Consider the following 25,163-nt stretch of genomic DNA (forward strand, 5'->3'; position numbering starts at 1 on the left):
AATATGAAAAAGAGGACAACTATGCTCCTGTTTTTTGCAATGGCGTTTTTTACGTTTACGTTGCAAGCACAGGTGAGAAGTTTATCTGGTAAAGTTACCAGTAAAACTGACGGGGAACCGCTGATTGGGGTAAGCATTAGCGTAAAAAGCTCTACGGCGAGTACGATTACAGATGCTTCGGGTAATTTTAAAATCAATTTGCCCGACCAGGCCGAAAGTACTTTATTGGTAAAGTACATCGGGTTTAAGGATCTCGAAGTTCCCGTTCGAAATCAAGCACAAATAAATATTCAGCTCGAAGAAGATACCAAGACACTGGATGAAATTGTAGTGATAGGTTACGGAACTGTCAAGAAAAGGGATTTGACAGGTTCTGTTGTCTCGGTAAAAGGGAATGAAATAGCAGAAGTTCCTTCGGCCAGTATAATCGAATCTGTACAGGGTAAAATCCCGGGAGTGGATATCGTTAGAAGTAATGGGTCAGCTACATCCGGAGTAAGTATGACAGTGCGGGGAAACCGCTCCATTACAGCGAATAACGGGCCATTGTTTATTGTAGATGGAGTTCAGTATAGCAATATGCAGGATCTTAATCCTAACGATATTGAATCTATGGAAGTTTTAAAAGATGCTTCTTCTACTGCAATTTACGGATCTCGGGGGGCGAATGGGGTTATCATTGTGACGACCAAGAAAGGAGTGACGGGAAAAGCCACTGTTTCTTTTAACGGCTATACCGGGATTTCTACTGTTGCAAGATATCCTTCTTTAATGAATTTAGAGCAGTTTGTTAACCTCAGAAGAGAAGCTTTTAGGGCGACCGGTAAGTGGTCTGGCCTGGCCGATGATTCTAAAGCATTTAATAACGCTGAATTAGAAGCGATTAGTAAAAATCAATATATAGATTACCATGATTTATTAATCCATAATGGATTATTACAGGACTATCAGTTGGGGGTTAACGCAGGAACTGAAAAGACCAAAGTTTATTTTTCTTTAGGCTATTTAGACGAAAAAGGTATTCTGAAGCAAGACTGGTCAAACAGATATACGGGAAGATTGAATATCGATCAAACTATTGGGAAAGCATTTAAAGCAGGAATGCAATCGCAATTAACCAGATATGAGCAAAGCATTAGAAGAGATCCTTTGAATCAGGCCAATAAAGTTAACCCTTTAGGAACGGTTTATGATGAAAAAGGAGAATTTATTGTATATCCATTGGGAGGAGCATTTGTGAGCCCCCTTGCCGATGAACAACCTAATATTTATACTAACCGGGCGATTCGTACAAGAATATTGACCAACGCTTATATTGAAGTAAAGCCAATTACTGAATTAACGTTTAGATCAACTTTAGGCGCTACTATAGATAATGGAAGAAACGGCACTTATGCCGCACCGCAATCTATCGACAGAAATGGTGCTTTTCCGAGAGCTACTTATGCTGCAGATAATGGGTTTTTAATTAATTGGGAAAATGTACTTACTTATCAGAAGCAGATCTCGGATCATTCGATAACCCTAACCGGAGTAAACAGTTTTATCTGGAACCGTTCTGATTTTATAAGCGCTGCAGGAGAGAATCAATTATTGAAATCGCAATTATTCTATGCGTTAGGAAATGCAAATGCCAATATAGCCGTAAATACAGGGTATGAAATGTCCAATCTGGTTTCGTTTGCCGGAAGAGCAAATTATAGTTATAAAGGTAAATATCTGTTAACCTTAACAGGTAGAACCGATGGTTCATCTATTCTTGCAGAAGGACATAAATGGGCGTTCTTTCCATCTGTAGCAGTAGGTTGGAGAATTAGTGACGAAGACTTTTTCAAAAAAGGAAATACGGTTAGCGAATTGAAACTTAGAGCAAGTTACGGAAAGGCAGGTAACTATGCGGTAGATCCTTATTCTACACAAAGTAGTTTAAGCAGGGTTGCATTTGCTTATGGTGATGTAGCTGCTCCCGGTTATGCATTTTCTCCACAAGTAGGAAACCCAAATCTAGGGTGGGAATTAACTACGACTTTAAATCTTGGATTGGATATTGGCCTGGTAAATAACAGGGTAAACACAACAATTGATTTCTATGATTCCAAAACTTCGGATTTGTTATTGGCAAGAGGTTTACCTCCAACAACTGGGGTGACTTCTGTGGTTCAGAATATTGGTAAAACAAAGAATACAGGGGTAGAAATTGGTATTAATTCAGAAAATTTAAAAGGAAAAGCTGTTGGCTGGACAAGCAGTTTGTCTTTTACCAGTAATAGGGAAAGAATAGTTGAACTTGTTTCCGGTACAGATGATATCGGAAATGGATGGTTTATCGGTCATCCAACTCAGGTGTTTTATGACTACGAAAAACTTGGTATTTGGCAAACTGATGAAGCTGCGGAGGCTGCTAAGTATGGACAAACTCCGGGCACTATCAAAGTTAGAGATTTAAATGATGATAATAAGATTGATGCGACGAATGACAGAAAAGTAATTGGTACTTCACGGCCAAAATGGTTTGGAGGTTTTGACAACACTTTTACTTACAAGGGGTTCGAACTCAATTTCTATGTTTTTGCCCGCTTTGGTCAAACCATAAATCCGGACTTTTTAAGAAGATATGATCCGCAGGGAATTGGGCAAAGTACCGCCGCAATTAATTACTGGACTCCCGAAAACCCTTCTAATGATTATCCGAGACCAAACTCAGGGCTGTCCCTGGCCAGTATGCTATATACCAGTACTATAGGATATGTGGATGGATCTTATATAAGGGTTAGAAATATTTCGCTGGGATATACATTACCTAAGAGTATAAGCCAAAAAGTATTTATGAACAATATAAAGGTGTATGCAACTGCCAAAAACCCTTTCACCTGGACAAGATCCAGTCGTTTGGAAGAATATGATCCAGAACGAGGCGGTTCAGAGAATTTTCCAATGACCAAAGTATTTGTTTTTGGATTGAATTTAGGTTTCTAATTTAAAGCTGTTAGTCATGAAAAATAGAATAAAAATATTGGCTTTTTTCACGTTAAGTACATTATTGATATCATGTGAAAAGACCCTAAAAGAATATAATCCAAGCGGAATTACTGCTGAAAGCGTTTTCACTACTCCAGAGGGCTTCGAGTCCTTGGTGAATGCAGCTTACTCTTACCAGCGTTGGTGGTATGGAAAAGAAGAAGGATACAGTTTGTCTGAAATGGGAACAGATTTATGGATGAGTGGAGCGGGAGATGTGTACCCCGACTTAACTAAATATGTTAATTTGCAAGGAACAAATGGAGCTGTCTCGGCAGAATGGACTGCTTTATATGCCGCAATAAATCTTTGTAATGCAGGTATTAATCGTATTGGAGACTCTGGCTTGAGCGCTACACTTAAAACGCAAAGAGAAGCCGAATTACGTTTTTTGAGGGCATTTTATTATTGGCATATTGTAGAAACTTGGGGAGGAGTACATTTTACGCTGGAAGAAACCAAAGGGATTATTACAACTGCTAATAAAACACCTAAAGAGACTTTTTACCAGCAGATTATAGATGATTTAAATTTTGCAGTAAATGCTTTGTCTCCAATACAGGCTGACTATGGTCGGGTAACGAAACCGGCTGCTATGGCATTCTTGTCGAGAGTTTACCTTTTTAATAACAATGCAATAGAAGCAAACAAAATGGCTACTGCTGTTCTAAACGGAAATTATGGTTTCCAGCTGCAGGCTAATTATGCAGATCTCTGGCGTATGGATAACCAAAAAAATAAAGAAGTTGTTTATGCTATAAGCTACTCAACAAACCTTTCTTTAAACGATTTGAAGGACAACATTTTGAATCCGCTTGGACATTCCAGAGGTAGTAATAGCGGGCATATGTTATTTTTGATGAAGTATGATACAGAAACTGGTATGACAAGGGATCTGACTTACGGCAGACCATTTAACAGGTATATGCCAACAAGATATCTATTGGATTTGTATCAGGCTGATGATGCCAGATACGAAGGATCTTTTATGGAAGTTTGGTTGGCCAATAATCCTGACCCAACTAAAAGAAGACCGGGGCAAAATCTGGGCGATACGGCTGTGGTTGCTACCCGAAAAAGCTTAAATGCTACTGGCAAAAATTACAGCCTTTACGATCGGAATGCAATCTATAATGCGGCGGATGGCAAGGTAAAAGATCAATTAAGGTACCCAACGTTAACGAAATTTATGGACCCAACAAGACCGTCCTTTAATGAGGCACAAAGTTCCAGAGATGTATTTGTGATTAGGTATGCTGAACTATATTTGAATGCAGCCGAAGCGCAATTGAAAATGGGTAACGCAGATTCTGCTGCTTATTGGATTAATCAGGTACGCGGAAGAGCAGCTAAACCGGGTAAAAGTTTAAGTATTACGCCAGGACAGGTAACTTTAGATTTTATTCTGGACGAGAGAGCACGAGAGTTTGCAGGCGAACAAATTAGATGGTTTGACTTGAAACGTACGGATAAATTAATCGAGCGTGTAAAAGCTCACAATCCAGATGTTGCACCTAATATTCAAAGCTATCACATTGTCAGGCCAATACCTAGAAATCAGTTGGATGCCGTGACCAACAAAGATGAGTTTAGACAAAATACGGGTTATCAATAGAATTATTCCCTTCGCATACTAGAAATGACTTTAATTAACCCGATGAAAGATCATCGGGTTTTTGTTTCTCCAGAATGTAAATCTGTTTTAATAAAAGGCCAGCCTAGTTTAATATAGGTTTTGTATCTTTATGGAAATCTATAAACACGAAATGGAATTCAAGAAAATTTTATTGTCTACAGCAATTGGTATAGTAGCAACTCTTTCTGCAAATGCTCAGCATTCGCTAGAGAAAATTTGGGAAACTAAAGAAAGTATTCCTGTTCCCGAATCGGTTTTATATCAGGAGAAATCAAAGTTATTATATGTTTCCCTTATTGATGGGGCTGGAAATGCTAAAGATGGCATAGGAGGGGTAGCTATATTGAACTTAGATGGCTCTGTAAAAAATATGAACTGGATTACAGGTTTAAATGCTCCAAAAGGTTTAGGTCTTTTTAAAGACCGCCTGTATGTTGCGGATTTAGATGAAGTTGTGGTTGTTGATGTGAAAAAGGGGCAGGTTATAAAAAAAATAGCTATTCCGGATGCAATCTTCCTGAATGACATAACAACAGATGATAAAGGAACGGTTTACGTGTCTGATACGAGGAAGGGATTTATCTATAAAATAGAGAACGATCAGGCTTCTTTGTACCTGGAAAATGTAAAAGGAGCCAATGGGCTAAAAGTAATCGGTAAAGATTTATTTGTTTTGGCTGGACCGGAGCTGTGGAAAATTGCTCCGGATAAAAAGATTACCAAGGTTGCTGTTGGGTTTGAAAAGGGTGGTGATGGCGTGGAACCCGTAGGAAATGGAGATTTTCTGGTAACCTGCTGGCCAGGCATAATCTATTATGTAAAGGCTAACGGTAGTTTTGAAAAGCTTTTGGACGTACAAGGTCAAATGAATACAGCGGATTTAGCTTACGATGCGAAAAGTAAAACGCTATTTGTACCCACATTTAATAGTAAATCGGTTATTGCATATAAGTTGAAATAATACTGTAAGAAAATTGTACAGTACTAAAAAAAGTTACTGTTCCCTGATACGGAGCAGTAACTTTTTTTTGTTTTAACTCTCTGATATAAAGTTTATTTATGTAATTATCTGCCAATAGAAGCCAAAGAAGGCATAAACTTTGCATGTAAGCAGATTTAACAAAAAATACTTTATGAGAAAATTACTTTTATTGGTTGCTTTTTTTGCAACAACAGCGATTCTTTTTAGTTCTTGCAGTAAGGATAAGGATGAAAATGGTTCAATTGGAGGAAAGGTTCAATATAAACTTATTGGTTCTTCGAATGTAGCAATACATACCATTCAAATTACAGATGGCAACGGACAAGTAAGCTCTGTAGCCGCTTCGGAAGGTAATACCTGGACCAGTGACGAAATTACATTAAATAAAAAAGGGATTACTTTGCAATTAGGTGCAGGAGGGATAGTTTCCAGTGGAACCGGAGAACTCAAAGCCCAAATATTAATCGATGGAAAGGTTGTACAGGAGTCAAATAATTCCGCCAATGCAGGGGCTATAGCAGCTGTAGTTTATTATCAATTTTAAATAACAAAACAGGAGCTTCAACAGAGCTCCTGTTTTGTTGCTTACTTTCATTTAAAAAGAATAGGTTGAACATTTCAGGTAAGATGTAAGATCTTCCTCTTCCATTTTTCTGTGTAGAAGCTATAAGTATTAAGGGTGTTCCTGATTAATATAAAAACTGATAAACCTCCTGCATATATTCGGCTTCTTCAAGTGCTGTTAAGAAATAGGCCCATTCATCATCGGAAAAGATAAGATTAACCTGAGAATGTTGTGTCGCAATCAAGATTCTTTCTTCTCCATCAGGAAAAGCCAAAAAAGTATGATTATCGTTTTTCGTGTAATCGTTAAAAGATTTGAATTGTTTACTTTCAAAAGTTAACATCAGGCTTTTATGCCAGATATAAGTCCTTTTGCACTCCGGACAATAACTGATAACCGTTTGATCTTTTTGACTGAGCAAGATTGTTGGACACATGGCGTATGAATATAAGAACCTATGCCGGCAACCTACCGACATAGGTTTGATAAACAGAGATTAGTTGTTTTTTAAATATTGTACAGCTGTAATTGTACCTCCTTCGATCTGCAATCCCGGAATTGCTGTCTTGTTATTTGCATCTATTTTATAGATATAACCAATACCGCTTGTTAAATTAACACCGATATAAGCCGTATTCCCATCTTTAGGTGTATAATTAGTAGACGTTAAGCTTTTAATTTCTCCTAAGGCAGGTAATCCGCTTATTTTGTTTACAGTTTTAGCGGAAACATCTAAAACGGCCAATTCTTTGCCAGTATTGTAAGGTCCTTTTTCGGCTTTAGCCTGAATATTGGCGATGAATTTATTATTACCAATGTATAACCAGTTCGTAATAACATAACCATTAGATGCCTGTTCAAAATCAAGATAATAGTCGTCAAACATATCTGTGCCATTTTTTATACGAGTAATGGCAGATGGTTTGGTATCTGTGAATCTTTTTACGCTTTTTTCATCCACTTTGTCAGAAGTAGTAGCAACAGAAGTAGAGAAAGCATAAACATCTCCGTTTTCTACAACGCCCAAACCATTGGTGAAATATCTGCCTATGAAACTGGTACGATCATCATGAATGGTTTTTTCCAATTGCATTTCCGGATAGGTATATACCGCAATCCACGCCTGATCGTGGAAATCAGAATCAAAGCTGCTGTTCTTTATAGGGAAAAAAGGAGCATAAACTTTATTGCCTACCTGCTGTAACCAGCTGAAATGCGCAATTTCTCCGTTTTTTGCCGGAGCTAAAGCATCTAAGGTACCTTCCTTTGTAATTTGTAAACTATTGGTGCTTACCTGATAATACGTGTATAAAGTACTTCCCGAAGTGTTTATCGTTCTGGGTACTTTTGTTAATAAAATATCATCATTAACTGCAGCAAAAGCCTGAACGGTTTCTGTTTGAAAGTTTGTCAATTTGTTTAATCGACCGTCCACATTTTTATAAGCGGTTACAGCTCCCGGGTTTCCCTGACCATATAACATACTGAAGAATTTTCCCTTATGTGTTAAATAGTAGCGGTAGGTACCGTCTTGCTCCAATCCATTTCCAAAAGTTGATGCAGAACCGTTGTCTAAACTGGGTACGTTAATAAGATAATCGGCCACGCCGGTTGATGCAACAGGGGTTACTGTTACAATGTATTCGCCACGAGTGACATTAGAACTATTTTCCTTTTTGCAAGCAGTAAAAGCTGTGGCTGTAGCCATCACCACAAGTGCTTTTGTAATTTTAGTTTTCATTGTTATTATTGATTTATTGTTGTTTATTAATAAAATATCTGAAGTTTAGATAGAAGCCCCGGCTTGGCTTCTGTAAGCTGAAATTGTCATAAAGTAAGGCATCGGTAATATTCCTCGCCTCAAGTCCGATATTATAGCGCCCGTTAAGCATACTATAAACCAGATTTACATCATTCGAAAGCTGCTTAGGGATTTGTTTCTTCTCTGCTGTAGCGCTCGTTTCCCCCATGCTAGGCCAATACAGCCAGAAAGCATGTACATACAAAAGATTATAGCCAATATTTAAGTGGTTGCCTTGTTTTCCAATGTTGTGCAGTGAAAAAGAAACGTCCGCATTACCAAATAGGTAAGGAATATTTGGCATCTGATCTTTGTATAAAGGGCTTACGATCGTATAACCAGGTTCGCGCTTTTGCATGTTTTGTATAAACTGGTAGGTAGCGCTTAAACCGGTGGAAAGCCATTCCTTGTAGGAGTATCTTACTTCCGCATCTCCGCCGAAAGTGCGTACTCCATCACGATTATCGGCAACAAGCTTCGATTGATTATTGTTCAGCCGTCTATAGATATAGTCTGTGGCATTTCGGTAAATACCATTTGCCGTTACCGAAAATCTGTTAGTCTTGTTGATGTCAAATCCGTAAATGAAACCTACATTTATATTATTGCTCGATTCGGGTTTTAAACCGGGATTACCTTCTACACTTTCCATATCTCCGAAAATTTCAAAGGCTTCAGGCATTTTATTAGTTAACTCATAGGAAGCTTTTAATTGCAATTCGGGATTTATGAAATATGTTATTGCTGTTCCATATCCGAATCGTTCGGTATTTCCTTTATTATTACTATTTCCATTGATAACAATCTGAGAAAGATATTTACCAAATACATTGATACTATATTGATTATCTAAGGCATAGCTATAACCCAGCCCCAGAATGTTTTTATGTGTTTTTTTGATAGGTTCATTTAAATCATTAGCAGGATTTAATAAATCATTACCTTTTCTGTTAAACGTATTGAATGAGTTGCTTAAGGCCAGAGACTGTTTGTCGTTGATCTTATAGTTTGCCATTGCTGTAGCCAACCCATTATTGTTTTTATATTTATACAAACTTCTGGAGCTTTCTCCGCTGGATCCATGAGCTTTCATGTTTCCGTACCAGTCGAACCTGACATTCATGGTGTCTATATTCTTTTCATAGCCAAGGTTGTAGTTTGCATTTAAAGTAATATCCAAACCTTTTATCAGGTTTTCTTTTTTATATTTTAAACTGGGCATTAGGATATTACCTCTTCTATGCCAACCACCGAAAACGGTTTGCATACGAGCTCCTGTTTGTATTTCCTTATAGTTTTCGCCCAGTGTTAAACCAAAAAGTAATTTATCTGCATACTTTTTATTAACAACGCCAATGTTTGTAATGAGCGTTTCGTTATGGTATGTGTCATGAAATCTTTTTAAAGTAGCCAGTTGTTCAAAGGCACCCGTATAGATGTTTGATGGCTGAAGAGTCACTTTATAGTTATTGTCCGAATAGTTCTGAAAAGCATTTATCTGGAAAGTGAATCCTTTTTTGGAGATTATACCTGCATTTATAACACTTCTGTGTGTATTGAACGAACCGTAGGAATAAGAAACATCAATAAAATTCCGATAATGGTCTGCTGTAATAATGTTTATCGCTCCGCCTAAAGCATCAGATCCAAGCCATACGGGTACAACGCCTTTATAAACTTCAACTCTGTCGGCCAGATTTATTGGAATATTGTTGATCTGAAAAGACGAACCGAAGTTGTCCATCGGGATTCCATCAATAAAATATTTTATATGATCTCCTGAGAATCCATTTAAAGAAAGGTTGAAGTTTGAACCAACACCTCCCGATTCTCTTACCCTTACGCCTGCAACTCTGTCTAAAGCCCCGGAAATATCCAATGTAGAATTGTATAGTTTCTTCGCATCAATTGCTGTTACATTATAAGCCTGTCTGTTTGTTTCCTGTACATGGGAGCGACCGATTACCGATACGGTTTCCATTTGCTGGACATTTGGCGTAAGGTTAAAATTGACATTAAGATTTTGTGTCCCTTTAATAGCAAGTTCTTTAGTTTGAGATTTCATGCCAACCGAAGAAACCTGGATTGCCTGTTTGCCAGAAGGCGGAACATTTTTTAGGATATAAAGACCATTTCCATCAGAAGTCGAACTGATGTTGGTTCCCAAAATCTTAATCAAAGCACCCGGTAGTATTTCGCCACTATCATCTGTGATCTTTCCTGTGATGGAGATGAATGCCGTTTGGGCAAAGGATTTGAATAAACTGAAGAGCAATACCGCCCCAATAAGCAAAAATTTTCTAATTTGCATTTACTTTTAATTGAACGTTAGAAGTTACCCTCTCACCGAGGGGATTGACCGTACAGTTGCCGCTGTACGGTCTTTGTTATTGACGAGAATTGCCGTTCCCATCAGCTAAGCAATTAGTGCCTGCGTTACCCTTAACTCAAACCGACCGAGTTGGGTAAGCAGGACTTAATATTTTATTTTACTTCGAATGTTGAAGTTGCACCCTGCCATGCCGCAGTAAAATCTTTGCCATGATGCAAGCCCGATACTTTCTCGCGATTACTTACTTCTATTACATATCTTCCAGACCAAATAGGTTTTATCGTAATATTCCCATCCTCGTCTGTTACATATTCTTTTGCCCATCCGGAAGGAGAGAAAACCGAAATGACTTTATTTTTCAGCACCTCACCATTTAATGAGGCGTTCACTTTTATATCTTCATTTACCTTAAAATGCTTTACATTGGCTGTTGAGATTTTTAAACTGTTAGCAATTGTACCGGTATCAATCATGTTGGGTTTTCCTACGGATACGTTTGCTAAAGAAGAGAACTCATATTTAGTAGTTCCTCCTAAATCTTTGGCAGTATGTACAATTGTTAAATGATATATTCCGTCTTGCTCGGGAATGAAACTGGCTTTGTAGAAGTCTTTACCAGCTATAGTTTCCAGTTTTATACTCTCTTTTCCTGGAGATGTTAGATAGAGATTGAAGTTTTTTACATCAGAATACCATTTGTCTGTTGTTTCCCTTTCATTATTCACATATTCGCCATAATAAACTTTTACTTCATGACTTTGGCCTACTTTACCGATAGTATTCGTTTCTATCCATAATGCATGGGCAAAAGTGTAATCAGATACCATTAACAGGCAGATACTTAATAGAAATAGTTTTATAGATTTCATATAGTTTGGTTGTTTTTATTGTCAATCTGAAGAACCGATATTGCTTGGTCGAGTTCTTTGTCTATTTGTGCTTGAAAAGTTTCATGTTTATTGGTAACCTTCTTTTTTTTATTTTGCCCTTTCTTTTTCTTTCCGAACTTACGTCCCCACCAGATTAAAAATCCGGTAATGGGCAAAGAAGCTCCAATAAGTGTAACAAGAAAAGCTAAAACCTTTCCGGGAAAGCCTAATATGCTCCCTACATGCAAATCATAATTCATTCTTCTCAGTTTGGCACCAAATTCAGCGTCTTCAAAATCAACGCCATACACTTCATCGCCTTCGAGAGGTTTTAAAGTGTGCTGATCGAAATTGTACCGCTTCGAGTTATAGAACTGCCCTTTATTGGGATATATATAAATCCCAATAGTGGATTTTGCTCTGGAAGTATCGGGGAAAGAATAGTAAAACCCGTTAGCTTTTGGATTCTCCGAAATCACTTTTTGAAAAGCGAGATCAATAGCTTGATCTGGTGTGTAATGTTTGTTCAATTGCGTAGAGTCAGAAACCAAACGATCTCTTCCTGGTAATTGCTTGCCTCCTGAAGTTGCCCAGTAAAGACCTTCGCTGTACCATTTTATTCCCCACACCATTCCGGTAAGGGCTATAACAAGCAGGAACAATAAGGAATAGAATCCCAATACATTATGAAGATCCAGATTAACTCTTTTAAAAGAAGCGCCCCATTTAATTTTAAAGCTTTTGTCTCTGGCGCTTTTGTTCCATTTTTTTGGATACCACCAGATTAATCCGGTAATCAAAAGGACAACAAATACTAAGGTCGCGTAGTTAACTATAGGGCGTCCGATTTCGTAGGGCAGCCATAAGAAGCGATGTCCATTCAGAATGAATCGGAAAAAATCAGTCTCTCCATCTTGTTTTAGCTTTTTGGAAATGATTTCTCCGTTATAAGGATTTATTTTTAGAGTAGCGCCACCTTTTCTTCGTTCGCCAAGGCCAACACTTGCAGCGACTCCCTGTTGATAGGTTACATAACTGACTTTCAGATCCGGAAATTCCTGATTTGCAATTTTCTTAATCTCGGATGGCGACAATACAGGCTTATCCTGCTTTTCTATTCGGGTTTCCGGTTCAAGAAGAAGAGTTATCTCCTCGTTAAATACCCAGATACAACCTGTAATGCAAACAATAAATACAATTATGCCGGAGATAAGTCCTAACCAAAGATGTAACCAGTTATTTATTTTGTTAAAACCCATATTATTATTTAGACTAATTATAAACAATGCAAAAGTAATGTATCTTTTTTGTTGTGCAAATTTTATTTATAATAATTCTAAATAATAGCGATTGTTCTTGTAATTGTCTGGTATTTAGTTGTTTTATTGGTTGTTTTGGTTTTGATTAATAAAAGAAAATAGTCTTTTTACATTCATTAACCGGCTAAAATAACTTGTAGAAAACCCAATAATCATAAAAATAGTCATGCTAAATCCCCAATGAATATTTGTTTTTTCTAGTAGATTATTGGCGATAAAAAGGGTAGTGACAAGTAAAATAACTTTAACGTTAGACTTTAAATTGAACTTTACTTTGAAGTGTCTATAGTAAAAAATAGAGTATAAGAAAGTAACGAGCGCTAAAGTTATAACCGAGCTGATAGTTGCTCCAAATGCTCTGTATTGTGGAATCAGGAATAAATTTAAAAGGATGTTTATACCAACGCAAAGTGCCGAAATGATATTAAGTTGCTTAAGATTATTATTGGCAATCAGAACCGAACTATATATATGATAAAGTGCCAAAAGAGGAGAATTTAGCATTAACACGGCAAAAATACCGCTAACGTATTTATTACTTTCAGAACCATACAATAAAACCATTAAATCTCGTCTGTAAAACCAGCTGCTAAGCGCAATAACAATAGTAAAACTGATAAGAATACCAAAGCTGCTGCTAACGATTTTATCTATTTTTTTGTTATTAGAAATTAACTTACTGATCGTGGGAAAGAACAAAGATGTAAACAATACGCAAATCATGTTCGATGCATCGAGCAGCCTGTTCGCCGCGGCATAAACTCCGGCTTCCTCCTTTCCCATTTCTTTTCCTAAAATCTGTTCCAGCATAACAACATCTATTTTGTTGTAAATCAGTACCAGAAAAGCAAATAAAGTAAATGGCCAAACCTCTTTTAGCAAAGAAAAGTTTAATCTAATTTTTCCGATTCTGAAAACTGATACCCTCTTTATTCTAAGAAAAATAGAGCACCCGATAATCGAAATGACTACTGCAATAAGCTGACTGTAAGCAAAGAAAAAAATGCTTCTTGACAGATCCAGGTCATAAATAAGAAGCGGTATAAACAGTAAAAACAATAAGACCTTGTCTAAAACAGAAAAAAATATTTCTGCATTAAATAGGTGCAAACCTTTTAAAAATCCTCTTAAATAGGTTAAGAATTGCCAGGCTACCTGATATAGTGCAAGTACTAATAGCAATTGAAAATAATCATGCTTATAGCCTAAAGCGATACCCAAGCCGCAAGTGCTACCCAGATAAATGAGCGATAGGACAATTTTTAAGAATAATAACTCTGAATTTGTATTGCTGGAAATTCCATTTTGGGAAAGGTGCCGTATCAGGTAATTACTTAATCCGGGGTCTGATATGATGCTCAATATCAGCGAAAAGCTCAATAATGTATAATATGCACCGTAATCATTGAAGCCTACACTAAGTTGAATGTTTCTTTCAATGCCCAATACCCAAACGAGTTTGACAAACAAGTTAATCAGAACAAGAAGAGAAACTTGACCTGCAAATTTTTTGGACATATTATTCTTGTTGAGCGATAAAGGTAAAAAGCAAAGGCTAATATTTCAAAGAAATAACGCTTTTGTTGAAAAAGTATTTGCTTTAACGTGATAATTACTATCCTAAATTGATTTTTTTAAAAGCAAAAGCAATAAATAAGCGAATTTTACCTTAATTATGCGGAATGTATGGAATTTGATATCCATTGCATAAATTAGTGACGAGATATATTGTAAAAAGAATTTGTGAAATAATTTCCTAAACTATCACTTTCTTAAAAATATCTCTATTCAACAACGTAGATATGCTATTACCATTTTATCAAGAGGAGTTTATAGAAGCCGGATGCGATGAAGCAGGAAGAGGATGTTTGGCAGGCCCCGTGTTTGCCGCAGCCGTAATTTTACCGAAGGATTTTTTCCATCCGTTATTGACTGACTCTAAGCAATTAACTGATAAAGATCGTAAAGCCTTAAGAATAGAAATAGAAGAAAAAGCACTAGCTTTTGCCGTAGCGCCGGTAGACCACGAGGAAATTGATAGGATTAATATTTTGAATGCCTCGTTTCTTGCCATGCATAAGGCACTCGACAAACTGACAATCAGACCAGAATTTATTATCATCGATGGAAATCGTTTCAAAAGTTACAACAATATTGGCCATCAGTGTGTTATAAAAGGAGACGGGAAATATTATTCTATTGCTGCGGCATCTATTCTTGCCAAGACATATAGAGATGACTATATGGATGCCTTGCATGAAGAATTCCCACTTTATGATTGGAACAAGAATAAAGGCTATCCCACAACTAAACATCGATTGGCAATTTTAGAACATGGTATATGCACTTATCACCGTAAAACATTTAGAGTAACAGACCCGCAGTTGACTATCTTTTAGTAATAGAATATGAGAGTTTTGCTTCTCAGTAACAGGATTCCATTCCCTCCTCATGGGGGATACGCTATTGTGGTATATAATACCATACAGGAATTGTTGAGTCTGGGATGCGAGGTCACATTATTTAGTTTAAATACTGCGAAGCACTATGTTTTTTCCAGTTCGATACAGGATGAACTGATAAAAAAGATAAAATTCTATAAATATGGTGTCGATGATAAAGTAAAAGTCAAAGACGCCTTTTTCAACTTATTTACCTCAAAATCTTACAATATAATTCGTTTCTACAGTGAAGGATGTGCAGGTATGCTGGCAAAGATATTAAGAGAAAACGATTTTGATATTGTTCAGTTTGAAGGTTTGCAGGTAACTCCTTATCTGGAAACCGTAAGGAACAACAGTAACGCAAAGGTTGTTTACCGCTCCCATAATATTGAGTTTAAAATATGGAAAAGATTAGCCTTAAAAGAAGGAATGACTCCTAAAAAACTGTACCTGAATTTGTTGAGCAAGAGATTGAGGGAGTATGAGACCAATATAATCAACAAATTCGACGCACTGTTTGCAATTAGCCATCTGGACGAACATTTTTTTAAGAGTATCGGTTGTACCTCCGTATTAACGAGTTTTCCCGTAGCATTAAATTTAAGCCAATATGCAGGGATACATAAGCTTACACCACACAAAAGTATTGGTTATATCGGGTCTATGGACTGGCGGCCTAATGTGGAAGGTTTAAGTTGGTTTCTAGAACAGGTTTGGCCGCAAATTCAGAAGCTCACTAGCGGCATTAAATTTCATTTAGCAGGTAAAAATATGCCAGCTCGATTCACACATCGGGATTTTCAGAATTATGTTATGGAGGGAGAGGTGGATGACGCGCTGGAGTTTATATCAAAACAACATGTTTTTGTTGTTCCGTTATTCTCGGGAAGCGGGATGCGAGTTAAGATTATAGAAGCTATGGCATTAGGAAAATGTGTGATAGCTACTTCGATAGCAGCGGAGGGAATAAAGTATCAACACGATAAAAATATACTGATAGCAGACCGGGCCGACGATTTTTATAAACAAATATTACGTTGCTTTACCGATAAGACATTGATATCCAGAATTGGTAAACAAGCCCGACTTTTAGTGCAGCAGCATCACGATATTGAAAAGGAGAGTAAAAGGATGCTTCTGACCTATCAAAAACTTTGTGCTAAATAGGGCCGATTTTTTCTTAATTTCGCGGCAGATTTAATTTTCATAATCTTATAGCAGAAATGAAGAATACCGCGTTAACCGATAAGCATATTGCTTTAGGTGCTAAAATGGTTCCTTTTGCCGGTTTTAATATGCCTGTACAATATGCCGGAATCAATGCCGAACATGAAGTAGTTAGAAGTAGTGTAGGAGTTTTTGATGTGAGCCATATGGGAGAATTTATTCTTAAGGGAGAAAAAGCTCTTGATTTGATTCAAAAAATCAGTGCTAACGATGCTTCCAAACTATTCGATGGCAAAATTCAGTATTCTTATTTTCCAAATGAAAATGGAGGAGTAATAGACGATCTGTTGGTTTATCGTATTGACGAGAAAACATACATGCTGGTTGTTAACGCTTCTAATATTGAAAAAGATTGGGACTGGATACAAAAACATAATACAGAAGGTGTAGAACTCATTGATATTTCTGACAGGACTTCTTTGTTGGCTGTGCAAGGACCAAATGCAGCAAAGGCATTGGCATCGTTGACAGATATCGAATTAGAGAATATGGAATATTACACCTTTAAAAAAGGAGTTTTTGCGGGTATTCCTAATGTGTTAATATCTGCAACAGGTTATACAGGAGCGGGTGGTTTCGAAATTTATTTCGATGCTGTGCATTCAGAAACAATTTGGGATACCATCTTTGAGGCAGGAAAGCCATACGGAATTCAACCTATCGGATTAGGGGCAAGAGATACGCTAAGATTGGAAATGGGTTTTTGTCTGTACGGAAATGATATTGATGAAACGACTTGTCCGATAGAAGCAGGTTTAGGCTGGGTAACCAAGTTCACTAAGGATTTTGTAAATTCAGAATCTTTAAAGGTAAGGAAAGAGCAGGGAGTCGAAAGAAAATTGGTTGGTTTCGAAATGGTAGAGAGAGGAATTCCACGCCATGGTTATGAAATTGTAGATGAGCATGATCAAACTATAGGAGTCGTAACATCGGGAACACAATCCCCGTCTTTGCAAAAAGCGATAGGTTTAGGATATGTTTCTAAAGCCTTTGCTAAAGCAGATTCAGATATATATATTAAAATCAGAGACAAAAAAATAAAAGCGAAAGTTGTTAAGACCCCTTTCTATAAAGGATAGCCTGGGAAACAGTTTAACAATGCTGTTTTGAATTTTCACTCTTGAATTTTTACTTTTTAATACATGCAAAAAAGAAATTTAGAGGTTTGCTTAACACCTGTTTTGCTGCCACTTTATAATATCGAGAATTCAATCGTTGTAGTAATAGATATTTTTAGGGCCACAAGCTCTATCTGTTATGGTATTGCTAACGGAGCAGAAGCAATTATTCCGGTAGCTAAAGTTGAAGAATGTTTAAGTTATAAAGATCAAAACTGCTTGTTGGCAGCCGAACGCGATGGACAAGTAGTGGAGGGGTTTGATTTTGGAAATTCGCCATTTGCCTATACCGAAGAGAAAGTAAAAGGAAAAACTATTGTTTTGACTACTACAAATGGTACCTACGCCATCGACGAATCCAGGAAAAGAGCGCATCAGGTTATCGTAGGATCTTTTATCAATCTGGATGCTATTTGTAACTACCTCAGAAATCAGGATAAGGATATTCTTTTACTGTGTGCGGGCTGGAAAAACCGTTTCAACTTAGAAGATACATTATTTGCAGGGGCAGTAGTAACTCAGTTGGGCTTAGACGGATTTGAACTTGATGATGCTGCCTATGCAGCTGAAGATTTGTATTTGCAGGCAAAAGAAGACTTGGCAGGATACACTTCAAAAGCGTCACACGGAAAACGTATGCAGCGATTGAACCTGCAGGAAGATATTAAATTCTGTTTAAATCATAATTTAACCGATGCAATTCCCGTTTTGGTTAATGATAAATTGGTTAAAATGTAATTTATGATACGATTTTGGAAGAGACTGGCCCTTATGGGAATTCTGATTTTACAAGTTGGATTAAGCCAGGCGCAGGTTTCTTCTGTCGTACGTGAAGGTGCCAAACCACAACTTATTTCGCGAACATTTTCTTTTACCGAAGGTCCTGCAGTCGACAAAAAGGGAAATGTTTATTTTACAGACCAACCGAATAATAGAATCTGGCAATATGATATCCATGGAAAACTGAGTTTATTCATGGAGGATGCAGGCAGGTCGAATGGGATGTTTTTTGATACTAAAGGAAATCTTTTAGCTTGTGCCGATGAACAAAATCAACTTTGGTCTATCCGTAAAAACAAGCAAAAAACGGTTCTGTTAGATCAAATAGAAGGGAAGCTTTTCAACGGACCTAATGATGTGTGGGTCAGTAAACAAGGAGATATCTATTTTACAGATCCTTATTACAAAAGAAATTATTGGACACGAACTCAGGATGCTCTACCAGTAAAGGGATTATATGTACTCTATAAGGATGCTGATGAGGCTGTTTTGCTGGATTCCAATTTTGTAAGACCAAACGGTATTGTAGGATTTCCCCAAGAGAATATCTTGTATGTGGCAGACATAGGGAACAACAAAACTTATAAATACACGATACTTCCAAATGGAAATTTGTCTCCAAGAGAGCTTTTTGTTAATAAAGGTTCTGATGGTATGACTATCGATAACGAAGGAAATGTATATACCACAGGAAAAGATGTCGTTGTATTTGATAAAAATGGCAAGCAGATCAGTTACATTCCGGTTCCCGAACCTAAAACAACTAATCTGAGTTTTTACGGTAAAAATAGAGACAAGCTATTTATTACTGCCGGAGAAGGTATTTACCTATTGGATATGCGGGTGACAGGATTAAAATAATCCTTTTTTAAATCATCTCGACTTAGCGTAAATAAATCCGTTTAGTGCGCTTACAAAGATTAATCCCATGAGAAAAAAGAAAAGGAATTCAGTTTTTTTCTGTTTATAATCTTCAAAACTTTCTGACTGGGGCTTAAAAATGTAGAGAGGTAACATATATTGCCATGTAGATTCTACGCTTTCTAAAGATAGTTTATCTTTCAAAATGCCTTCTGGGGCATAATGGACAAGTTCAAAAAATCCGATAGGATTATCCATAGTATTTTTAAATTTTTCAAAATCGCTCCGCTTCAATTCGATAAGATAATCCTGAGAAGCTTTTTTAAATGAATGTTCAAAACTTAAACTGGTCCAATAAGAATATCTTTTTCTCTTTATGTCCTGAGTTTTGAAAGGAATAGAAAAGACATTTTTTATTGTGTGGGTACCTGATTTACTGTTTTTAGAATGGGATTGATAAAATCCAACCTTATTTTTCTCGAAACCAAATTGATCTACAACAAAAAAGCGTTCCGCTTTGTTCTTTTGAGCTTCGGTAATGTTCTTTATATGTATAGGTTTGCTTGTAACTGTATCAATAGGTTTACTGCAAAGACCTATTAAAATAAGAGAGAAGAAAGTCATTATATAACAAGCGCCAAAAACAGAGCTCCATCGTATATTTGTAGACCATTTTCTTTTGAAATATTTGTTGTAAAGTGACCAGATTAAGATGGTGGATATTACGATACTCAGTGGCGTAACCTGATAAATTTCATGAAGTATATGTTTGTATAAAAGAATAATGGAAAACTGTATGAGAATAAGTGTCGTTCCAAAAAAAAGATGATCAAAAAAACTCCTTTTAAATACTTCGGAAAAACTGAAATCCGATATAAGTTTCGAATCTTTTAATGATCTTATCCCTTCTGACTTTAGCAATTCTTCTATCTCCGTAGTAAATGTGGTTTCATTTCTTCCTAATACAATGACACAAGGCTTTTTGTCAAAAAAATAAAACACAAGATAATCATAAAGCTTAGAAGGTGTTATTTGAAAACATTTAATCTCTTCTTTTTGCAACACTTTATCTTTGATGCTATAGATTAACGAGGTTTCAGTCGAAAAATAAAGATTTATATCATCAGAAGACAACGTTGTTTCATCATTAGATACATACGAAACAAAGAATGAGATTACTATACCACTAGCTAATAGTATAATGGAGATTAAATATGCATTGACCCGAAATCTACCCGAAATTAGGAGTATTATCCCTATTAATGCAATAGAAAATAGTGTTCCCACTAAAAGGTTTTTGATAACGCTTGTTGTTTTGAATTTAATTAAATTCTGTGTAGACATTTATTGGTGGTTTAGCGAAGTAAAGTTAAATTAAAATTCATAAAAGAAATTTAGTAGTAGATTTTTGTTTAATTAAAAGTTGTAAGCGTTAAATTGGGGAATTGTAAATGGAATTTTGTCTTTTCAATGCAGAATTATAATCCAGATAAGAAAAAAGAGCTTTCAACTCTAGTAGAGGAAAGACATTATGGAATGCTAAGTCTTGCCTGTTATGGTATTTTAAATCTTTTTTGGAACATCGGAAAGAAGATAAATGATGAAGAACTTCACTATCAGGAAGGAAAACAATTAATTGAACGGATTTCCAATGAGTTTGTTGTTTATTATGGAACTTTATTCTCTTTGGAAAATATATCCCGGATGAAGTTGTTTGCAGATAACTTTCCCGATGTAGCCATAGTGGAAGTATTTTCATCTTTTCTTTCATGGGAGCACATCCAGCTTCTATTTGATCTTGAGGACTATGAATCAAGATGCTTACTGATGGAAGTTGCTATCAGAGAAGGGCTTAATGTCAATGAATTGAAACAGAGGCTTAACAGCATGGATTTAAATGGCAAAAAGTTCAAGGGATTCAAGAGAGGTTTTTCAAAATGGAAGTCTGATATGCTACATCACGGCTTTATTCAGAAGAAACAGGGGAAACTTTTGTTTCCTAATCTTTTTAAACCTGATTCCTCAAATGGTTACTATTTGTTAATGACTTCTGATCCTGTGAATAAAGTAGAAGAATTAGGTGTAATATCTGATATCATAAAGATAATAGAAGAATTCAAAGCGAATCAGACACGTTTTCTTAATGGATATCTGAATATCGCTTTTTATGAAATTGGTGAATTTATAAATTACAGATTAAAAGAAGGCAATCATAAGAAATCTGAACTTTTTAATTTGTCAAGCGATTTTGCCAAAGAATATGGTAAGAGCTTTATAGAAGGACAGATTAATTTTTTTAGTGTATTTGCAAAAAGTTTCGAAAAAGAATTAGCAGGTAAACTTGCTTATATAGTCACTTGGGAACATCTGTTAGTAATTCTCGAGTTGGAAACTGATGAATCTAAACTGTTTTTTATAAAAGCAACTGCAAGAGAAAGGCTTAGTGTGGATGGTTTAAGAGAAAAAATCAGAAATTATGTGGATGCAGGAGTTAAATTTAATAGTGATAATCTAACGGATATGACAGACATATTCAAGATAATTTTTCAAGAGCAGAAGACCCTTAAATCCAGAGGGAATATAGTTGAAGGGACCACTCAGTATATCAAATACAGCGAAGACGTTTTGATAACTAACTTACTGCCGAATATTTTTCAAAATAAATACTTTCCATTGATACAATAATGTAATTAGAGAATAGCTTAAGCCTTAGATAGTTTACTTAGAGACATTTTTCACGTGAAACTTTTTGTAAGCCAATCCCTTTATAATTTTCTGGATATCTTATGTCTTTTATACCTTTTGTAGATGAGGGTTAGAGCCCCAACAACAATCAAAATCGGCCATAAAGTTATTATTCCGATCAGAAGACTCTTCAGAAGATCTATGCCGTTTGAAAATGCATTGGTAATATCAGATCCGAAAGAGTTTCTGGTAATTTGACTACTTGATGAAGTGATGTTAATCTGTATTTCGCTATAGCGGATTTGCTTTTTTAATGAGTTAAAGCGATTTTGGGAAATTTCTATAGCTGTTTTTAGCTCGCTCAATTTATTCTCTATCTCCAGCATGTCGCTCATTTTATTTGCTTTGGCCAGCAATTGAACATATCTGTTAAGTAATTCTTTTTGTGCATTTATAGTTGTTTCCGTTTCAATATATTCTTTGGTCACATCCAACCGTTGAATATTTTTTCCTGTCATCTTTGCAGGGATACCTTCTAATCGCCCAATAAAACTTTCGAATTGAGAGGAGGGAACCCGACATTTAATCGAAGTGAATAACTGATTATCGGAGGCATTGCTATCTTCTTGTTCCGTATAACCTTTTAGAGATTTCAGAATTTCATTTATTTTTTGAATAGCTCTGTTGCTATCCTCTGTCTCGAAAGAGAGATTGGCTGATTTTATAACTTTGAGTGTAGAGTCTATTGGTTGGGTATTATTCCCGTTTGGAATAGCAGGAGCAGCCAAAGAAATCTCCGATTCCATTATTTTATCTTCTGATTGAGAATTAGAAGAAGGAGTATTACACGAATAAAATAAAAACAGAACCAGGATAGCAAATACACTTTTCATAGACTTTTTTTATATAAATACCTTTTAGGATTTAAAGGTAACCTTCCTATTGTCTGTGTCGGATTGTTTAGATCGGTTTACAATGCTAAATCTCACTTTCTCAGGATTATTTAAATGGCATCAGTTATTTTTACTGTGTGTTTTCTGCGGATCAGGTACTACTCTGGCCTGAGATGGAGAAATACCAGTTCCGACATTCCTTCGAGAATTGTTCGAGTGGGCTTCGGCAGCCGCCGAAATTGAGTCGGAGATTTTCCCAAACATAGTGCAAGATTAATGCAAGCATTTGCGAAGCAGGTACGATGCATTTACGAAGCAAATACGAACCGGAGTGCAAGCGGACCCGAAGCATGAACGGAGTTTTACGGACTTTCATGGACTTTAGCAGACTTTCACGGACTTTTGAAAATTGCAGGTATGCTATGAGAATGAATAGTGGGATTTTTCAGGAATAAAAAAACAAGAAGTTTATAATTGGTCAGTTAGGCTATATCTAAGTTACTTTAATTTTTCGTTATTCTTATGTCTTTCTGCATCCCGTATAGATTTTTTTTCCAAATTCTTTTCCAGAGCTGCCGTCAGATCTATTCCGGTTTGATTGGCAAGGCATACCAGCACAAAAAGAACGTCGGCCATTTCATCTCCTAAGTCTACTTTTTTGTCTGATTCTTTAAAAGATTGTTCTCCATATTTTCTGGACATGATCCGGGCAACCTCCCCAACCTCTTCCATTAAAATAGCGGTGTTCGTCAGTTCGTTGAAATATCTGATTCCGGTGGTATTTATCCATTTGTCTACCAATTCCTGGGCTTCTTTTATTGTCATGATTTTTGATTATTCTACATCAAAAATAAAAAAAGGTTCCTGATAGCCTTCTTTTAAAAGAATATGTTTTGCAACGTTGAATACTCGTATTCCATTTGTTGTTTTTCCCTTGAAGGTTCCTTTATGAGCATGACCGTGAAAAACCGCAGTTACTTCGCGGCGGTTTATGGGTTCTGAAAGCCTGGAGGAACCCAAAAAAGGATAGATCGTCTCAGCTTCTCCTTTTACGGTTTCTGAAATAGGAGCATAGTGAAGAATAGCTATTTTTTTGATATCCGGTCTTTCGGATTCTATTCTTGCCAATGCCCTGTCAAGTAAAAGCGTTTCGTTGACTGCTTCCTGAACAAATTCTTTCATCGCTTTTTCACCAAACATAGAAAGCATATGGTTATCGAATCCGCCTCCAAAGCCCTTTGTTCCGGCAAAACCGATATCATTTATAATTATTGCTTCGCCGTCGAGGATATGGACGTTTTCGTTAATTAATGCCTGCCGGATTAATTTTTCTCTGTTCTTTTCATAATCGTGGTTTCCCAATACCATTACTACCGGAATCTTGCATGATTTTAATTCTTCGGATAAAATCACAGCTTCTGATTCGTCTCCGGTATCGGTAAGGTCTCCGGCAATGATTAAAATCTCTGCATGTTCTGAGATGTATTTAAAATGTCCCGCCCATTTTCCTTTGTCCGAATCTTTTATGTGTATATCAGCCACAGCTGCAATCCTTGTCTTTTTCTTAGCCATAATTATTCGATTTACGTTGTCATAATGGTGAGTGATTTATAGTTCCACTCTTTGATATCTATGCTGTATTGTGTTTGATCTATAATAGGCCCACGGCATACTTTTACTACTGTTGAAGGTAGTTTATATTGGCTTTCCATTCTTTTTAGCAGTTTTTTAAATATCCATTCGGGAATTATTTCCTGAAAATCGGATGGATAGACAAATTGAAAAATAACCAGCTGGGCAAGTAGCAGGTGCCAATGTTCATGTCGGTCCAATCTCTCTAAAAGACGCTCCCAGTCCAATTGTTTGCCCGTTTTTAATATAATGTGATTAATGTCGGCGGCGTCATACCGCTCTCTGTTTTGTACATATAGTTTACACCATATCAGGTCTTCTGGAGACAAAAACAGCACTTCTTCGTCTGCATACTCACTTTTTACTGCATGGGTAAACCAAGAGTCTTCTACTGTACAGATGTTGTTTACTGAGCTGAAAATGATATCGACAAAATACTCTCCTTTAAAGATTTTGGCTAGCCACCTGATATCTGTAAGCTGTGTTTGGAAACCATGGTTTGCAAAAAGTTTAAGTATTTTATGGAAGTCTTTTGGACGGCAGAAAACATCCAAATCTTTAGTGTCGCGATGTACGCCTGTATGCACTCTTAAAGCAAAAGCGCCTCCCAACATAAATGGAATGCCTGATTCTTTAAGAATTAATATCGCTTCTTTATAAAATAGTCGAGCTTCTTCTCTTTGTTTTTCGGTAGTTGTAATCATATATAAAGTCTAAAGTGAAAAGTAGAAAGTGAAAAACGCAATTCATTCATTTACAAATAGAATATCTTTTATTTGTATGATTTTAAATCAGAATCCACATAGCAGATCATCATTTAGATGATTAATAACAAAAAACCGTCCTAAAATTTAATTTGGCAAGGAAGCGTTTAAGAATAGTTTAATAAGAGGATATTTTTTCTGAAGAAAACACCTACACGGAGGTGTTTTGCTGCTTAGCAATATATCTAGTTTGCAGCAGTGGTAGTGCGGCAATTAGTTGTCAGATTTAAGCATGAT

The 25,163-nt window shown here is 36.4% G+C and carries 21 protein-coding genes; 10 read left to right on the forward strand and 11 right to left on the reverse strand.

What is annotated here, in order from left to right; translation table 11 throughout:
* Nucleotides 1-3: 3 nt before the first annotated feature.
* From PEDSA_RS16955 to PEDSA_RS16970, 4 genes are all read left to right on the forward strand, one after another.
* Nucleotides 4-2,976 (forward strand): SusC/RagA family TonB-linked outer membrane protein, encoded by a 2,973-nt coding sequence (locus tag PEDSA_RS16955; RefSeq protein ID WP_013634389.1) that lies wholly within the window; start codon nucleotides 4-6, stop codon nucleotides 2,974-2,976.
* Between the two features lie 16 nt (nucleotides 2,977-2,992).
* Complete coding sequence (locus tag PEDSA_RS16960) at nucleotides 2,993-4,633, forward strand: RagB/SusD family nutrient uptake outer membrane protein (RefSeq protein ID WP_013634390.1); 1,641 nt, start codon at nucleotides 2,993-2,995, stop codon at nucleotides 4,631-4,633.
* Nucleotides 4,634-4,784: 151 nt separating this feature from the next.
* Nucleotides 4,785-5,615: an SMP-30/gluconolactonase/LRE family protein gene (locus tag PEDSA_RS16965; RefSeq protein ID WP_013634391.1), complete on the forward strand. Its 831-nt coding sequence runs from the start codon at nucleotides 4,785-4,787 to the stop codon at nucleotides 5,613-5,615.
* A gap of 172 nt (nucleotides 5,616-5,787) precedes the next feature.
* Entirely contained in the window at nucleotides 5,788-6,180 is a 393-nt protein-coding gene (locus PEDSA_RS16970; protein WP_013634393.1) for a hypothetical protein, read from the forward strand.
* A 145-nt stretch (nucleotides 6,181-6,325) separates the two neighbouring features.
* On the opposite strand, the gene PEDSA_RS16975 is transcribed toward PEDSA_RS16970, so the two are convergent.
* The 6 genes from PEDSA_RS16975 to PEDSA_RS17000 all read right to left on the reverse strand — a co-directional run bounded on the left by PEDSA_RS16975 (nucleotide 6,326) and on the right by PEDSA_RS17000 (nucleotide 14,040).
* Nucleotides 6,326-6,637, reverse strand: coding sequence for a DUF6686 family protein (locus PEDSA_RS16975; RefSeq protein ID WP_013634394.1), 312 nt, complete (start codon nucleotides 6,635-6,637; stop codon nucleotides 6,326-6,328).
* Between the two features lie 60 nt (nucleotides 6,638-6,697).
* Complete coding sequence (locus tag PEDSA_RS16980; RefSeq protein ID WP_013634395.1) at nucleotides 6,698-7,942, reverse strand: DUF4374 domain-containing protein; 1,245 nt, start codon at nucleotides 7,940-7,942, stop codon at nucleotides 6,698-6,700.
* Between the two features lie 13 nt (nucleotides 7,943-7,955).
* Nucleotides 7,956-10,313: a TonB-dependent receptor gene (locus PEDSA_RS16985; protein WP_013634396.1), complete on the reverse strand. Its 2,358-nt coding sequence runs from the start codon at nucleotides 10,311-10,313 to the stop codon at nucleotides 7,956-7,958.
* Between the two features lie 173 nt (nucleotides 10,314-10,486).
* The gene (locus PEDSA_RS16990) at nucleotides 10,487-11,203 is read right to left on the reverse strand and encodes a DUF4198 domain-containing protein (RefSeq protein WP_013634397.1); all 717 of its coding nucleotides are present in this window, start codon (nucleotides 11,201-11,203) and stop codon (nucleotides 10,487-10,489) included.
* The gene (locus PEDSA_RS16995) at nucleotides 11,200-12,462 is read right to left on the reverse strand and encodes a PepSY-associated TM helix domain-containing protein (protein WP_013634398.1); all 1,263 of its coding nucleotides are present in this window, start codon (nucleotides 12,460-12,462) and stop codon (nucleotides 11,200-11,202) included. The genes PEDSA_RS16990 and PEDSA_RS16995 overlap by 4 nt, the downstream gene beginning before the upstream one ends.
* 123 nt (nucleotides 12,463-12,585) lie before the next feature.
* The gene (locus PEDSA_RS17000) at nucleotides 12,586-14,040 is read right to left on the reverse strand and encodes an oligosaccharide flippase family protein (protein ID WP_013634399.1); all 1,455 of its coding nucleotides are present in this window, start codon (nucleotides 14,038-14,040) and stop codon (nucleotides 12,586-12,588) included.
* 284 nt (nucleotides 14,041-14,324) lie between these two features.
* On the opposite strand from PEDSA_RS17000, the gene PEDSA_RS17005 reads away from it, so the two are divergent.
* The 5 genes from PEDSA_RS17005 (at nucleotide 14,325) to PEDSA_RS17025 (ending at nucleotide 18,952) form a co-directional block, all read left to right on the forward strand.
* Nucleotides 14,325-14,921 carry a ribonuclease HII gene (locus PEDSA_RS17005; RefSeq protein WP_013634400.1) on the forward strand — a complete coding sequence of 199 codons (597 nt, stop codon included), beginning with the start codon at nucleotides 14,325-14,327 and terminating at the stop codon, nucleotides 14,919-14,921.
* Between the two features lie 9 nt (nucleotides 14,922-14,930).
* Nucleotides 14,931-16,133, forward strand: coding sequence for a glycosyltransferase family 4 protein (locus PEDSA_RS17010; protein WP_013634401.1), 1,203 nt, complete (start codon nucleotides 14,931-14,933; stop codon nucleotides 16,131-16,133).
* 56 nt (nucleotides 16,134-16,189) lie between these two features.
* Nucleotides 16,190-17,272 (forward strand): glycine cleavage system aminomethyltransferase GcvT, encoded by a 1,083-nt coding sequence (gcvT, locus tag PEDSA_RS17015; protein ID WP_013634402.1) that lies wholly within the window; start codon nucleotides 16,190-16,192, stop codon nucleotides 17,270-17,272.
* Between the two features lie 63 nt (nucleotides 17,273-17,335).
* Complete coding sequence (locus PEDSA_RS17020) at nucleotides 17,336-18,049, forward strand: 2-phosphosulfolactate phosphatase (protein ID WP_013634403.1); 714 nt, start codon at nucleotides 17,336-17,338, stop codon at nucleotides 18,047-18,049.
* Between the two features lie 3 nt (nucleotides 18,050-18,052).
* Complete coding sequence (locus PEDSA_RS17025; protein ID WP_013634404.1) at nucleotides 18,053-18,952, forward strand: SMP-30/gluconolactonase/LRE family protein; 900 nt, start codon at nucleotides 18,053-18,055, stop codon at nucleotides 18,950-18,952.
* A 12-nt stretch (nucleotides 18,953-18,964) separates the two neighbouring features.
* On the opposite strand, the gene PEDSA_RS17030 is transcribed toward PEDSA_RS17025, so the two are convergent.
* A complete protein-coding gene (locus PEDSA_RS17030; RefSeq protein ID WP_013634405.1) occupies nucleotides 18,965-20,296 on the reverse strand; it encodes a hypothetical protein in 1,332 nt (443 codons plus the stop codon).
* 126 nt (nucleotides 20,297-20,422) lie between these two features.
* Here PEDSA_RS17030 and PEDSA_RS17035 point away from each other — a divergent pair, with 126 nt between their 5' ends.
* Nucleotides 20,423-21,637 (forward strand): DUF1016 N-terminal domain-containing protein, encoded by a 1,215-nt coding sequence (locus tag PEDSA_RS17035; RefSeq protein WP_013634406.1) that lies wholly within the window; start codon nucleotides 20,423-20,425, stop codon nucleotides 21,635-21,637.
* A gap of 80 nt (nucleotides 21,638-21,717) precedes the next feature.
* Here PEDSA_RS17035 and PEDSA_RS17040 read toward each other — a convergent pair whose 3' ends face one another.
* The 4 genes from PEDSA_RS17040 to PEDSA_RS17055 form a co-directional block, all read right to left on the reverse strand.
* Nucleotides 21,718-22,530 (reverse strand): DUF4349 domain-containing protein, encoded by an 813-nt coding sequence (locus tag PEDSA_RS17040; RefSeq protein ID WP_013634407.1) that lies wholly within the window; start codon nucleotides 22,528-22,530, stop codon nucleotides 21,718-21,720.
* A 498-nt stretch (nucleotides 22,531-23,028) separates the two neighbouring features.
* Nucleotides 23,029-23,355: a nucleotide pyrophosphohydrolase gene (locus PEDSA_RS17045; RefSeq protein ID WP_013634408.1), complete on the reverse strand. Its 327-nt coding sequence runs from the start codon at nucleotides 23,353-23,355 to the stop codon at nucleotides 23,029-23,031.
* A 9-nt stretch (nucleotides 23,356-23,364) separates the two neighbouring features.
* The gene (locus PEDSA_RS17050; protein ID WP_013634409.1) at nucleotides 23,365-24,102 is read right to left on the reverse strand and encodes a metallophosphoesterase family protein; all 738 of its coding nucleotides are present in this window, start codon (nucleotides 24,100-24,102) and stop codon (nucleotides 23,365-23,367) included.
* 11 nt (nucleotides 24,103-24,113) lie between these two features.
* Nucleotides 24,114-24,866: a nucleotidyltransferase gene (locus tag PEDSA_RS17055; protein WP_013634410.1), complete on the reverse strand. Its 753-nt coding sequence runs from the start codon at nucleotides 24,864-24,866 to the stop codon at nucleotides 24,114-24,116.
* Nucleotides 24,867-25,163: the final 297 nt, after the last annotated feature.

Source organism: Pseudopedobacter saltans DSM 12145 (assembly GCF_000190735.1).
GTDB lineage: Bacteria > Bacteroidota > Bacteroidia > Sphingobacteriales > Sphingobacteriaceae > Pseudopedobacter > Pseudopedobacter saltans.